This is a genomic window from Polaribacter reichenbachii (genome assembly GCF_001975665.1).
Taxonomy (GTDB): domain Bacteria; phylum Bacteroidota; class Bacteroidia; order Flavobacteriales; family Flavobacteriaceae; genus Polaribacter; species Polaribacter reichenbachii.
Genome location: NZ_CP019419.1, coordinates 3,291,499 through 3,306,564, shown reverse-complemented (window position 1 = coordinate 3,306,564; position 15,066 = coordinate 3,291,499). Strand labels below are relative to the sequence as shown.

Here is a 15,066-nt window from a genome sequence, read left to right as displayed (position 1 = left end):
TAATAATAAGAATCATTAACCATAATTTTAACAAAAGATTATAACAAATATTTTTAACTAAACAAATTAGAATGAAAAAACTTAAAATTTTATTAATAGCTATGTCGCTATGTTTTTCGTCGATTTCTTGGGCACAAGACAATATCTCTGGTATTGTAAAAGATGTCTTAGATAATCCTTTACCTGGTGTAAATATCTTGGTAAAAGGAAGTTCTGTTGGTAGTGCTACAGATTTTGATGGAAACTTCAAGATTAAGGCTAAAGAAGGCGATGTACTTATGTTTTCATACATAGGTTATAAGACTTTAGAGGTAACTTATAAAGGAGGTAAAACTCTTAATGTTACACTAAAAGAAGATTCAGCGCAATTAGATGAGATTGTTATTATTGGTTATGGCTCTGTTAAAAAGAGCGATTTAACAGGATCTGTTAATTCAATTGGTACTAAAACAATACAACAAACCAATAAAGTAGATGCAGTTTCAGCTCTTCAAGGACAAGCTGCGGGTGTGGTAATTCAACGAACAGATAACAAACCAGGTTCAGGTGGTTTTAATATTCGTATTCGTGGTGCAAGTACAATTAACACATCAGATAGTGGAGGTTTTAACCCAGGGCAAAATCCTTTATTTATTGTAGATGGTATTTTTGTTGATGATATTTCTTTCTTAAATCCTGCAGATATTAATAGAATGGATATTCTAAAAGATGCTTCTGCAACAGCTGTTTATGGTTCTAGAGGAAGTAACGGTGTGGTTTTAATTGAAACTAAACGTGGTAAAAATGGAAAATTAAGAATAGAATACAGTAATTATGCAGGATTTAAACAGGCTTACCACATGCCTTCTTTATATAACGGACAAGAATATGTACAATTTATTAAAGATGTAGCGGTTGGTAGACAATTTGCTTCTGGTAATATAAACTATAGAGCAAGTGATGTAAATTTAGCTTCAGACAATATTTTTGATGCAGAAGAATTAAACAATGTAGCTAATGGAGTAAGTACAGATTGGGTAGACTTAATTGTTAAAAATGGTTTTCAATCTAATCATACTTTAGGATTAAGTGGCGGTAACGACAAAACTACATATTCTGCAGGTTTAGCATATACTAAAGACGAAGGAAATGTAGAGGGTGAGGATTATACAAGATATAATCTAAGAAGTAGTTTAAATAGCGATTTAACAAATTGGTTAAATTTAAGTATAAGCAATTATATAACAACTGCTATACAAAATCAAGGTAGTTTAGAAGCTTTTAGAAGTGCTGTTCGTTTAAAACCAATTGGATTACCTTATAATGATGATGGTAGTTTACGTTTTTTTCCAACGAACAAAGAAACTCAAATTACAAATCCAATTTTAGATACAAAAAACGATACTAGAGAAACTAAATTTTTACAATTTATAGGAGATATTGCCTTAAAAATAAAACCTACAAAAGGTTTAACAATAACTTCTAAATTCTCACCAAATTTAAAGTATGAAAGATATGGTGAATTTCGTGGACTATTAACAAAAAGTGTAAGTGGAAATGCTTCTAACAGAAGAGCTGTAGTACAAAACAGAAACTATTTTTCTTATTCTTGGGATAATATTTTTAATTATAAATTTGAAAAAGCGGATCATGCTTTAGATATTACAGCTGTTATGTCTAGATTTTTAGAAAGATCTGAGTACTATAACAATCAAGTAAGAAACTTTACAACAGACGACTTTACATTCTATAATTTAGGAGCTGGTTTAGATATTAGAGATGTATCTAGTGGTTTTTCTAAACAAACTTTAGAATCTTATACGGGTAGAATTAACTATAACTTTTTAGATAAATACCTATTTACAGTAACTGGTAGATATGATGGTGCTTCAATTTTAGCAGCAGATAACAAATGGGCATTTTTCCCTTCAGCTGCATTTGCTTGGAAAATTATCGAAGAAGATTTTATGCATGATCAACAAGTTTTTTCTAATGCTAAGTTAAGACTTAGTTATGGTCAAACAGGTAACAACGGTCAAGGAGGTGGTTTGGCTCCACTTTCTTCACAATCTTTATTAGGTGCTGATGCTACAAATTTAGGAGATTCTTCTGTATCTACAGCATATATTACAGGTATCGCTAATAAAGACCTTTCTTGGGAAAGAACAACTGAGGTAAATATTGGGTTTGACTATGGCTTCTTAGACAATAAAATTAGTGGTTCTATAGATCTTTACAACAGAAAAAATACAGATATAATTTTTGGTAAAGAATTACCTTCTTTAACTGGTTTTTATTCAATTTTTGAAAACATTGGAGAATCTACAAACCAAGGAATAGAAATTTCTTTAAATACTACTAATATTGATAATGGTGATTTAAGATGGACTACAAACTTTAATTTTGCATCTAATAAAAATGAGTTAACAAAACTTGCAAAAGATCAAGATATCTTTTTTAACGTCGGTGGTACAAGTCTAATTCATAGAGTTGGCGAACCTATTGGTGCAATATTTGATTATGAATATGCAGGTATCTGGCAGTTAGATGAAGCTGCTGAGGCTGCAACTTACGATCAACTTCCTGGTCAAGTTAAAGTTACAGATGTAGATGGTAGTGGAGATATTACATCTGCAGATAGAAAAGTTATAGGACAAGTTACACCAAAATGGACAGGTGGTTTTACAAGTACTTTAAACTATAAAAATTTCGATTTTTCTTTTATGATAAATACAAGTCAAGGTGCTAAAATGAGAAGTAATTTTCATAGTAATTACGCTTGGGGCTGGCAAGAAGAACCAAATAGAACTTTTAACGGTTATAATGTAAATTATTGGACACCAGAAAACCAATCTAATGATTGGAATCAACCAGGAAACCCAGGTCCTTGGGGGCATGCAATTCAATATAAAGACATTTCTTTTACTAAAGTTGGTTATATAACTTTAGGTTACCAAATACCATCAACAATTTTAGACAAATTTAAAGTTAGCAAATTTAGAATTTACGCTACAGTTCAAAATCCTTTTGTATTTACAAATTATGATGGATGGGATCCTGAAAATGCAGGAAGAAACCAATACGGAGCAGCATTTATGTCTCGTACTTTTATGACTGGTGTAAACTTAAGCTTCTAAATTATTCATTAAATTAAATTTAAGAAATATGAAAAATATAAATTATAGATTAATTATAATACTACTTTCACTTGGTATGTTAGGTACCAGTTGCGAAAGCTACTTAGAAGAGGAAAACAATTCTTTTCTAAGTATAGAGAACGCTAGTTCAAAACCAGAAACTTTTAACCAATTGGTAGCTACTGTTTATCAACGTTCTAGAGAAAGTTCTACTCGTTATACTTCAAATTTATACTATGCTTTAGAAGACCTTGGAACAGATATTGTTACAAGAGGAACCTCTATCTCTGGTATAGATGATGTAAACGATTATGTAAACTTTACGCCATTAAACTGGGCTGTTGGTGTATATTGGTCTAATCAATACGGCATTATTTCTGCTGCAAACATTGCTATTGATAATGCAGATTTAATTCAAGGTGTAGATGCAAATACCAAATCTATTGGTATTGGTGAAGCTAAGTTTTTTAGAGCTATGTCTTATTTTAATTTAGTTGAAAATTATGGTGGTGTACCATTAGTATTAAATCAAATATCTAATGCAGACACAGATTATTCTAGAGCAAGTGAAGAGGCCGTTTATACACAAATTCTTCAAGATTTAGATGATGCTTTAACAAATGTTCCTAGCTCAGTAAGTGAATATGGTAGAGTAACAAAAGACGCTGTAAGACATCTTAGATCTAAGGTACTTTTAACTAGAGGATATAAAACATTTGCAGGTGCAACAGATTTTAAAGACGCTGCTGTATTGGCAGAAAGTGTAATTACTAATCATCCTTTAGTACCATCTTTTTCGAATTTAGTTAGTATTGATAACCAAAGAAATTCTGAAGTTGTTTTCTCATACTTATTTGGTAATAGTTCTGTGAGTAGAGGTTGGGGAAATTCAAGACATATGTTATATAAATTTAGATTTTTTGATTATCCAGGTTTATCTAGAACTGTAAAAGGATTAGGCCCAATGCCAACCCCTTTCTACTATAGTCTTTTTGATGATGCAGATGAAAGAGCAGATGCAACTTTTACAAGAGAAATCTATGCAACTGAAGACTATACTGGTAAAAATGGTGAAGCAATGTCTGCTGGAGAACTAGCTATCTTTTTTCCAAAAACAGTTTGGACACAAGCTGAAATTGATGCAGTACCATATGCAGTAATTAACCCAGGAACTTATTTTGATAGTGATGGTATTACAATTGTTCAATATCCTCAATTTACAAAATTCGATGATCCAGGAGTTCCATTTACACAACCAGATCAATCTTCTCAAGGAGAAAGAGATATGGTAATTATGAGATCTGGTGAAGCATATTTAATTGCAGCAGAAGCACGTTTTAAAGCATCTGAAATAAGTACAGCTGCAGCACATCTTACAACTTTAAGATCAAGAGCTGGCTTAACTACAGCAGTAACAAATGCGGAGGTTACTTTAGATTTTATATTAGATGAAAGAGCTAGAGAATTAACTGGTGAAGTTAACAGATGGATGGATTTAAAAAGAACTGGAAAATTAATTGAAAGAACTTTAATGCACAATCCACACGCAGCGTTAAACAATGCTTTAAAATCAAAACACTTATTAAGACCAATTCCTCAAAAAGAAATAGATCTTACAAGTGGTAGCATTACACAAAATCCAGATTATAATTAATAAAAAAAATATATAGAATTAGTTAATTTGAATTAGGTTTTTATTTGAATATAGGCAGGTTTGTAAGATTGCCTGCTTATATTTTTTTCTTTAAAATAATTGATACTATTGTTAAAGGATATATAATACTTATCCAAACCCCAAATCATCATAGCTTTATAAACGAATGGAATTATACAGAATTCATTTAAGAAAAATTGTAGGGATAGCACTAATAGCTCTCTTTTTAGCCTCTTGTAAAGATGAAAAAAAGACTCCTATTCAAAAAGAACAACTAGTAGAAAAAGTATTCCCTATGCTCGATACAGAAAATTCTAGGTGGTTTTTCTTTTCTTCTGCAAATAGACCTTTTGGAATGGTAAATTTAAGTCCAGATACCGAAATAAATGGAGCTTGGGGAAGTGGTTATCGGTATGCCAAAGACACCATTAAAGGCTTTAGCCATATTCATGCTTGGCAAATGTCTGGTTTATCAGTGATGCCAGTAACCGTAAACACAGAAAATAAAGAGCACATTTTTACAGATTTTTACTCAAAATTCAGTCACAACAAAGAACAAGCACTTCCAGGTTATCACTATACTGAACTAGAACGTTATAAGATAACAACAGAATTAACAAGTACAAAACGAGTAGGTTTCCATAAGTATACCTATCCGAAAAAAAATATTCAAAAAGCCATCCTTTTTAATCTAAATACAATGTTGGGACCTTGTGAAAACACACAAGGCACCTTAAAAAAGGATAGTGATAAAGAACTTTCTGGTCAATTGGTAATGCAACCCACACACCGCAGACCAAAACCAGTTACAGTGTTCTTCAAAATAAAATTAAACGTTCCATTAACATCAATAGAGCAAGATAGCATCACGAATAATTACCTATTAAATGTAAGTGATGTTGATAATGCTTTATTAATGAAGGTAGGAATTTCATATACATCCATAGAAAACGCCAATAATAATATAAATGAAGAGTTACCAGATTGGGATTTTGATAGTGTAGTTGCTAATTCTAAGACAGAATGGAACGGTTTACTAGAACGTATTAAAATTGAAGGCGGAACAGAGAAAGAACAAAGCCGTTTTTATACCGATTTATGGCATGCACTTCAAGGTAGACGTGTAATTAGCGATTACAATGGTGCTTACCCAGATAATACTGGCGAAACCTTTAGAATAGGTCAATTACCATTAGATGCCAACGGAAAACCAAAATTTAATCATTACAATTCTGATTCTTTTTGGGGTGCACAATGGACTATCAATACCCTTTGGGGCTTAGTTTATCCGGAAATAATGGATGAGTTTACACACTCTTTAATGCAGTATTATAAAGATGGTGGCCTTATACCTCGTGGTCCTTCAGGAGGTAATTATACATATGTAATGACCGGAGCTACATCTACTCCCTTTATAGTTACAGCTATTCAAAAAAATATATTAAAAGATAGCTTAGAAACTGTTTATGCTGCTTTAAAAAAGAATCATATGCTTAACGGTATTATGGGTAAAGCAGGTTATGAACATAACACAGATATTGGAGGTGGTTTAAACTATTATATTAAAAATGGCTATGTTCCATACCCATTCCCAATAGCTCATAAAGAAGGTAAATTTGGTATTCATATGGATGGTACAAGCCAAACAAACGAGTATGCTTATCAAGATTGGACTCTAGCTCAATTGGCGAAAAAACTAAATAAAACTGATGATTACAAATACTTTTTAAAACGTTCTGAAAACTATAAAAATGTTTTTAATACAGAAGTTGGTTGGATGGCACCTAAAGATATCAACGGAAATTGGAAAAAAGATTTCGATCCGTATCAGTATGAAACTGGATTTACAGAATCTAATGGTGCTCAATCTACTTGGTTTGTACCTCAAGATATTGAAGGTTTAGCTAGTTTAATGGGTGGAAATGAAATCGCTGTTAAAAAATTAAACACACAGTTTAAAACGGCTGCAAAATTAAAATTTACTTCAGGTACATCACATGCCGCAGAATTACATCCAGAATATAGCAGAATTCCTATTAACTACGGAAATCAGCCTTCCATACAAACTGCATTTATTTTTAATAAAATTGGGCGTCCAGATTTAACACAATATTGGTCTAGACAAGTTGTAGAAAATGTATTTTCAGGTTTGTCTTCTTCAACTGGTTATAATGGTGATGAAGATCAAGGGTTAATGGGAAGTTTAGCTGTTTTAATGAAAATGGGAATCTTTCAAATGAATGGTGGAACCGAAGAAAATCCTGAGTATCAAATTGGTAGTCCTGCATTTAAAAAAATAACCATAAAGTTACATCCAGAGTATGCCACGGGAAAAGAATTTGTTATCCAAGCAGAAAACAATTCCGCAGAGAATATCTATGTAAATGATGTTGAGTTTGATAATAAGAAGTTAAATAATTATAGCATAAAACATAATGATATTACTAATGGAGGTACATTAGTTTTAAAGATGAATAAAGAAGTTAGTAATAATTCAGCTGGTTTACTTACCGAAAAAAGATAAATTAATTATGAGAAAAAAGATATTACTTATAGTGTTTACGGGAGTACTTTTTAATATGATTAATGCTCAAGAAGTACTTCATAAATATATAGATCCTATGATAGGTTCAGAAGGAACAGGGCGTGTTTTTATTGGGCCTTCTTGTCCTTACGGCATGGTAAAACCAAGTCCAGATTGTACGGTATCGCCAAATAGTGGTTGGTTGCCAATGCCAAAAGAAGTCACGGGTTTTAGTCAGGTACATGTTAGTGGAACTGGTGGCGGACCAAAATATGGAAATATACAAGTGATGCCTTTTTCTGGCACTTTAGATAAAATAGATCAAACCTCTTTTCGTGCAGAAGAAAACGTAAAACTTGGTTATTATGAAACTGTTTTTAAAGAAAATAATATTAAAACAGAAATTACCACTGGCGAGAAAGTTGCTTTCTATCGTATTACATATCCCAAAGCAGCGAGTAAAGAATTTAAAATAGACCCAGGCTTTTTCTTAGGAGAAAAAGAAATTCCCAATAGTAGAGAATCTCAACAATTTGTGGGTTCTGAAATTGAAATTATTTCAGATACCGAAGTTAGAGGCTACAGCAGAATTAGAGGAGGTTGGAATAATGGACCAGCTTACACGGTGTTTTTCTGGGCAGAATTCGATCAGCCTATTGCTAAATATGTAACCTGGAAAAACGGAAAACTAGTCGCTAACGAACCATTACAATTCGATTCTAGCGAAAAAACAGGGGCTTTGCTTTCCTTCGGAAATAAAGGAAATAAAACTTTAAATGTAAAAATTGGAATTTCATATTTAAGTTCTTCTAAAGCTAAAAATAATATTAAAGTCGAAATTCCACATTGGGATTTTAACAAGGTGTTATCAAGCTTAGAAAATAAATGGGAAAAAATTATCAAACGTATTACTATCGCCGAAGATACATCCGAAGAATATAAAAAAATGTTCTACACCGGTTTGTATCATACTATGTTAATGCCAGTAGATAGAAGTGGCGAAAATCCACTTTGGAACGAAGTGCCATACTACGACGATTTTTATTGTATTTGGGATACCTTTAGAACTTCAAGTCCGTTAATTACGCTTATAGATCCAGAGCGCGAAGTCGAAATTGTAAACGCTATGCTTAATATTTATAAAAGAGATGGCTATTTACCAGAAGGCCGAAGTGGAAATGCAAACGGACGTACACAAGGTGGTTCTAATGCTGAGGTTGTTTTAGCTGATGCTTTTGTTAAAAAATTAAAAGGTATCGATTATGAGTTGGCTTTACAAGCAATGCTTAAAGATGCCGAAGTACCGCCAGGAGGAAACGAAGAAGCCGAAGGTCGTGGTGGTTTAAATGAGTATTTAAGTTTGGGGTATATTCCTTACGGAATTCCGCGCGCAGGAAACAGAACCATAGATTATGCTTACAACGATTATAATATTGCGACCGTAGCAAAAGGCTTGGGGTATAATGATATTTACGAGCGTTACATGAAACAATCGAGTTATTGGGAAAACCTGTGGCGCGATAATTATGAAGATGAAGGTTTTAAAGGCTTTATTATGCCTAAAGATGAAGATGGTAATTGGTTAGATGATATTGTTTTTGGAACGTCAAAAATACAAAAGCCAACCTTTAAATATACAACGCATGTAAAAGAATCACCTTGGTATGTTTGCCATTGGTGCGTGTTCTTTTACGAAGGCGACTCGTGGGAATATTCGTTTAGTTTGCCTCACGACATTCCAAAGATTATTAAAAAATCTGGCGGAAACGAGGTATTTAAAAATAGGCTGAATACCTTTTTTGATAAAGATTTATACAACGTAGCCAACGAGCCTTCGTTTTTAACACCAACGTTGTATCACTGGATTGGAAGACCGGATTTAAGTAGCGATAGAATTGGTGAAATTATTAGAAACAACTTTAACGCCACTAACTTTGGTTTACCTGGTAACGACGATTCTGGTGCCATGTCTTCTTGGTTAGCTTTTCATATGATGGGGCTTTATCCTAACGCTGGTCAGCCATATTATTTAATAAATACGCCGATGCTAGAAGAAACTAAAATAGAAGTGCAAAAGGGCGTGTATTTTAAAATTTCCACTAAAAATTTAAGTGCTAAAAACAGGTATATCAAACAAGCTTATTTAAACGGAAAACCATACGATAAAGCATGGATTATGCACGAAGATATTGTAAAAGGTGGTGAGCTTATATTTACCATGAGTGCAAAACCTTCGGCTTGGGGAACTACTATTTTACCACCTAAAAAAATATAGAACATGAAAAAAATAATTCTTTTTGCCATTGGTTGCTTACTATATAATACAGGACAAGCGCAAGGGCATATTCCAGAGATAACAAACAACACAGAACTGCAATATATTTGTAAATTGTACGGACAAACAAGACCGGTAAATTTACGTCCTACTTTTGTGGGCGATACACTAATTATAGATTGGGATTTACGTAAAATAAAACGAACGTACGCTATTTTGCCAGAAGCATTAAGTAACGGTACAGGTTTAAGTTTTAATCAAGGGGAATCACCAGAAATATTAACTTTAGCGCCCACCGATACTTTTTTTATGATTTCTAAATCGGCTTTTTCCGATTTGGTAACTCACAACAAGTTCGTTTATAACAACACAACCTATAATTTAGATAAAACTAAAATTGCAAACGAAGTGGTTATAGATGGTAAAGTTGTAGATGTTTTGTTTGTAAAAGCAGAGATTGATGAAACCGAATTATGGATTTTAAATAACCCCGAGTTTCCGTTAATTTGTAAAATTGCAAAAAATCCTTTGGGTGTAAATTGTACATTAACTACCATTGCAGAAAAGTAATGTAAAACCTATTTTTTAGTCTTGTTTTATGATAAAATTGAATCGTTTTTTTTTAACACTAATACCTTTTTTTGTAGTCGTTTTTATGTCTGTTAGATGTATAGATTCAGAGAAAGAAAAAACAATGAATCCAGAAAAAGAAGCTATTAATAATTATAATATATTGGCCTATGGCGCTATTGCAGATGGCGAAACGCTAAATACAAATGCCATTCAAAAAGCGATAGATGCGGCTTTTAAAAATAATGGCGGACAAGTCGTTTTTCCTAAAGGGCGTTTTTTATCGGGTAGTATTCAGCTTAAAAGTAACGTGACTTTGTTTTTTGAAGAAGGTGCGGTTTTATTAGGAAGCACAAACCCGAAAGATTATTACAAAATGGAATTTCCGGGGAGGCCAACTTCACCTAAAAAAGACGATAACTCTCAGTTAGCGTTAATTTTAGCTCATAAAGCAAATAATATCGCGCTAAAAGGTAAAGGTGAAATAGATGGACAAGGTTTAGCTTTAGCCATAGCAGTAGATAGTTTACATCATGCAGGTGTTGCTGTAGATCCAAATTACAACTCCCGCAGACACCGACCAAATGAAACTATGCGGCCAAAACTGTTTCGTTTTTCGCAAAGCAATACTATTTTAATTGAAGGGGTAAAAGTAGGACAAGCCGCTTGTTGGGGTTTGTCTTTCGAGCTATGTGATAACCTAACTATTAACAAATTAAAAATTATCAATCGCGCGTATTGGAACAACGATGGTATCGATATTACCGATTGTAAAAATGTTAAAATTACCAACTGCGATATCGATTCGGCAGATGATGCTATTTGTTTAAAATCGTATTATCCCGGTTATTTTAACGATTCGGTTTATATTGCAAATTGCACCATTCGTTCTAGTGCTAGTGCTATAAAATTTGGAACTGCCTCTATTGGTGGTTTTAAAAATATAACTATTGAAGATATTAAGGTTTTCGATACATTTCGTTCAGCAATTGCCATTCAAACGGTAGATGGTGGTTTTATAGAAAATGTATCAGTCAATAATATTACCGCCGAAAATACCGGAAATGCTATCTTTTTAAGATTGGGACATCGTTCTGGAGAAAAACCAGGGAGTCTTAAAAATGTAACTATTAAAAATATGAAAGTGCAAGTTCCTTTTGGTAGACCCGATATTAATTATGATTTAAGAGGGCCAGAAGTCGATTTCTTTCACAACCCTTTTTCATCAGCTATAGTAGGTATTCCGGGTTATAAGATTGAAAATGTAAGCCTAGAAAATATTGAAATTAACTATCCTGGTAAAGCCTCTAAAGGAATGGCGTATATGCCTTTAAGTCGTTTAGATCAAGTGCCAGAAGAAATTACGGCATCTCCAGAATTCTCTATGTTTGGTGAATATCCGGCTTATGGTCTTTATGTTAGACATGCCCAAGGTATTCGTTTAAATAATATAAAATTCACGCTAGATGATGTAGATTTTCGTCCTGCTTTTGTGTTCGATGATGTAAAGACTTTAGAGATAAACAACATCACTTTAAACAAAGATTATAAAGGACAAATTATACTAAAAGATACAGAAAACACCACACTAGACTCAAAATATTCAGCGTTAACAGTAAAGCTATAATCATCTAAAAAAAAAAGAAAAAATACACATGAATAAATCGTTTTTAAAAAGCATATTATTTTTATTATATCCTGTTTTATTGTTTGGGCAAAACAATATTTGGGAAGATCCAAACATCAATCAAATTAATAGATTACCTGCAAAGGCAACGTTTTATTCTTACGAAAATGTCAATCTAGCAAAGGCAAATCGTAGAGAAGATTCTAAATATTTTAAATCTTTAAATGGCGATTGGAAATTTAATTGGGTAGCCACACCAAACGAAGCGTTTAATACCTTTCAAAATACCGATTTCGATGTCTCAAAATGGGCTACAATAGATGTGCCTTCTAACTGGGAAATGCGTGGTTTTGGAAAAGCTATTTACACCAATACAACCAATCCGTTTTTTAACAATGCGCCTTTTATAAATCATAACGATAACCCTGTTGGACATTACGTTAAAAGTTTTAATATTGATGAAACATGGCAAAATCGAGATGTCATTCTTCATTTTGGTGGTGTTTCTTCTGCATTTTATGTTTGGGTAAATGGTGCGTTTGTTGGTTATAGTGAAGACACACGATTGCCATCGGAATTTGATATTACAAAACACCTAAAAAAGGGTGCAAATAAAATAGCTGTAAAAGTTTACCGCTGGTGCGATGGTAGTTATTTAGAAGATCAAGATACTTGGCGAATGAGCGGGATAGAGCGCGAAGTATACTTGCAGGCAGTTCCAAAAGTGCGCCTTTCCGATTTTACGGTTCGTACAGATTTCGATGAAAACTACCAAGATGCTTTACTGCAAATTAGACCTAAATTCACTGTAAATATTGAAGATAAATTTATTGAAAAAGTAGGTCATTTTAGCAATACACCTTTACAAACCGTTGTAGATAATTGGACGTTAACCACACAATTAATAGATGCCGAAGGCAACAAGGTGACTCCAGAAAAAACGCAACCTTTAAAAACTTTTTTAGGTGAAAAATACCCAGCTAGAGACAATGTATATTTCGGGATCATTGAAACCGTAGTTAAAAATCCAAAACCATGGTCTGCAGACGCACCTTACTTATATACCTTGCTTTTAACAGTTAAAGATAATAATGGTAAAGCTATAGAATACACCAGTACCAAAGTTGGTTTTAGAGAAGTTGAAATTGATGATAAAGGACGCTTTTTGGTAAACGGAAATCCGGTAAAGCTAATTGGTGTAAACCGCCACGACCATAGTATGATAAATGGTAAAACGGTTACCAAAGCCGATATGGAAAAGGATGTGCAACTTATTAAAAAATTCAACTTTAATGCTGTTCGTACATCGCACTATCCAAACAATCCTTATTTCTATGAATTATGCGATAAATACGGACTTTATGTTATGGACGAAGCCAACATAGAAAGTCATGCCTTAGGCGGAAAATTATCAAACAACGCATCTTGGGCAAATGCCTTTTTAGAGCGAGGAATTCGTATGGTAGAACGCGATAAAAATCATCCAAGTATTGTTATTTGGTCTTTAGGAAATGAGTCTGGTACAGGGCCAAATCATGCAGCAATGGCTAGCTGGATTAAAGATTTAGACCCGACACGTTATGTACATTACGAAGGTGCACAAGGCGATCCAACAGATCCAAGATATAAAAGTAGTTTTTGGCCATCGCATGTTGGTAATCCAACCGATCCAAAATGGGTAGATATGCTAAGTAGAATGTACCCGCAACCAAACGAATTAGAAAGTTTAATTAATAATACCAGTTTCGATAAACGTCCGGTGTTAATGTGCGAGTATGCGCATGCAATGGGGAATTCTCTAGGGAATTACAAAACCTATTGGAATGTTGTACATAAATACGATAGAGCTATGGGAGGTTTTATTTGGGATTTTATAGACCAAGGTATTTTGCAAACCGCCGAAAATGGAAAAGATTTTTTTGCCTATGGTGGCGATTTTGGAGATGTGCCTAACGATGGTAGTTTCTGTTTAAATGGTATTGTGGCTGCCGATAGAACACCAAAACCCGAAATTTACGAAGCAAAAAAAGTAAATCAGCCTGTTGTTATTTCAGAAGTAAATGCATTAAAAGGCGAATTCGAGATTTTAAACCGTCATCATGCTTCTAGTTTAACTAAATACAATTTGGTTTGGGAACTTTTAGAAAATGGAAAAAGTATTCAATCAGGTAAATTAGAAACTTTAAATACAAAGCCTTATCAAAAAGAATCATTTAAGGTCAACTTTAAAAAAGTTTCAGCAAAAGTAGGCAGTCATTATGCCATCAATATAAAAGGTTTATTAAAAGAAAATACCTTGTGGGAACGTGCAGGATATGTTGTTTTTCAAGAGCAGTTTGCTTTAAACTTATCTTCAAAAGAAACTATTGCTTCCATGCAAAGTAAAGAGAAATTAGCGGTTTCAGAAACGGCTAAAACCATCAGCGTAAGAAATGAATTGGTGGAATTGATCGTCGATAAAACAACGGGGTACATTTCATCGTACAATTCAAAAGGCATCAAACTTATTGAAACCCCTTTAAAATTAAACTTCTGGCGTGCTCAAACCGAAAACGAAGCAGCGTACAGACGATCAATGAAAAAAACCAACGAATTAGATTGGAAAACTGCCGCAAATCAATTTAAAGTACAAAAAATTAAGGTTGATGCTTCTAATACATCACAAATTAGCATTACAGTAAAAGGGGAAATTTTAAATCCAAAAACAGCAGTTACTTTAAACTATATCATTTTAGGAAATGGCTATGTAAAAGTAGCACAAGCTATTAGTATTGATAAAAATGTACCTGATGTTCCTAAAATAGGAATGCAGTTTGATATTGCCAACCAGTACAAAACGGTAGAATATTTTGGAAAAGGTCCACAAGCCAATTATCAAGATAGAAATTCGGGTGCATTTTTAGGATTATACAAAGGTGATGCTTTCACCATGAGTTATGGTTATGTAGTTCCAGAGGAATATGGGAACCACATGGATACACGCTGGTTTAGTTTGTTAAATTCGTCAAGTCAAGGTGTATTAGTAAAAGGCGAAAACCCAATTAATTTTAGTGTTTCACCTTACAGTACCAAAAATATAGACGCCGCAACGCATACACACCAATTAGAAGATAGAACGGTTTTAACGGTTAATGTAGATTTAATTCAGCAAGGTGTTGGTGGCGATAATACGTGGTCTTTTAAAGCGGAACCACACCAAGAATTTAAGATAAAAGGCGGCAATTACAATTATGCGTTTTATTTAGTTCCTGTAACGGATAGCTTAAATAAAATCGCTCCGGAAACCATTAAATTTTAGAA

At 33.4% G+C, this 15,066-nt stretch carries 7 protein-coding genes; all 7 read left to right on the top strand.

What is annotated here, in order from left to right; genetic code table 11:
• Positions 1-71: 71 nt before the first annotated feature.
• The 7 genes from BW723_RS14045 (at position 72) to lacZ (ending at position 15,064) form a co-directional block, all read left to right on the top strand.
• Positions 72-3,116 carry a SusC/RagA family TonB-linked outer membrane protein gene (locus tag BW723_RS14045; protein WP_083139715.1) on the top strand — a complete coding sequence of 1,015 codons (3,045 nt, stop codon included), beginning with the start codon at positions 72-74 and terminating at the stop codon, positions 3,114-3,116.
• Positions 3,117-3,144: 28 nt separating this feature from the next.
• The gene (locus BW723_RS14040) at positions 3,145-4,770 is read left to right on the top strand and encodes a RagB/SusD family nutrient uptake outer membrane protein (RefSeq protein WP_068359856.1); all 1,626 of its coding nucleotides are present in this window, start codon (positions 3,145-3,147) and stop codon (positions 4,768-4,770) included.
• A 166-nt stretch (positions 4,771-4,936) separates the two neighbouring features.
• The gene (locus BW723_RS14035; protein WP_068359858.1) at positions 4,937-7,294 is read left to right on the top strand and encodes a GH92 family glycosyl hydrolase; all 2,358 of its coding nucleotides are present in this window, start codon (positions 4,937-4,939) and stop codon (positions 7,292-7,294) included.
• A 7-nt stretch (positions 7,295-7,301) separates the two neighbouring features.
• Positions 7,302-9,569: a GH92 family glycosyl hydrolase gene (locus tag BW723_RS14030; protein WP_068359860.1), complete on the top strand. Its 2,268-nt coding sequence runs from the start codon at positions 7,302-7,304 to the stop codon at positions 9,567-9,569.
• 3 nt (positions 9,570-9,572) lie between these two features.
• Positions 9,573-10,139, top strand: a complete 567-nt coding sequence (locus BW723_RS14025) for a hypothetical protein (RefSeq protein WP_068359862.1) — start codon at positions 9,573-9,575, stop codon at positions 10,137-10,139.
• A 124-nt stretch (positions 10,140-10,263) separates the two neighbouring features.
• Positions 10,264-11,766, top strand: coding sequence for a glycoside hydrolase family 28 protein (locus BW723_RS14020; protein ID WP_226789186.1), 1,503 nt, complete (start codon positions 10,264-10,266; stop codon positions 11,764-11,766).
• Positions 11,767-11,794: 28 nt separating this feature from the next.
• Positions 11,795-15,064, top strand: a complete 3,270-nt coding sequence (gene lacZ, locus BW723_RS14015) for a beta-galactosidase, LacZ type (RefSeq protein WP_068359866.1) — start codon at positions 11,795-11,797, stop codon at positions 15,062-15,064.
• Positions 15,065-15,066: the final 2 nt, after the last annotated feature.

Coding starts and splice junctions, on each gene's coding strand:
- BW723_RS14045 (WP_083139715.1), top strand. CDS start 72: ATGAAAAAACTTAAAATTTTATTAATAGCTATGTCGCTATGTTTTTCG.
- BW723_RS14035 (WP_068359858.1), top strand. CDS start 4,937: ATGGAATTATACAGAATTCATTTAAGAAAAATTGTAGGGATAGCACTA.
- lacZ (WP_068359866.1), top strand. CDS start 11,795: ATGAATAAATCGTTTTTAAAAAGCATATTATTTTTATTATATCCTGTT.
- BW723_RS14040 (WP_068359856.1), top strand. CDS start 3,145: ATGAAAAATATAAATTATAGATTAATTATAATACTACTTTCACTTGGT.
- BW723_RS14025 (WP_068359862.1), top strand. CDS start 9,573: ATGAAAAAAATAATTCTTTTTGCCATTGGTTGCTTACTATATAATACA.
- BW723_RS14020 (WP_226789186.1), top strand. CDS start 10,264: ATGAATCCAGAAAAAGAAGCTATTAATAATTATAATATATTGGCCTAT.
- BW723_RS14030 (WP_068359860.1), top strand. CDS start 7,302: ATGAGAAAAAAGATATTACTTATAGTGTTTACGGGAGTACTTTTTAAT.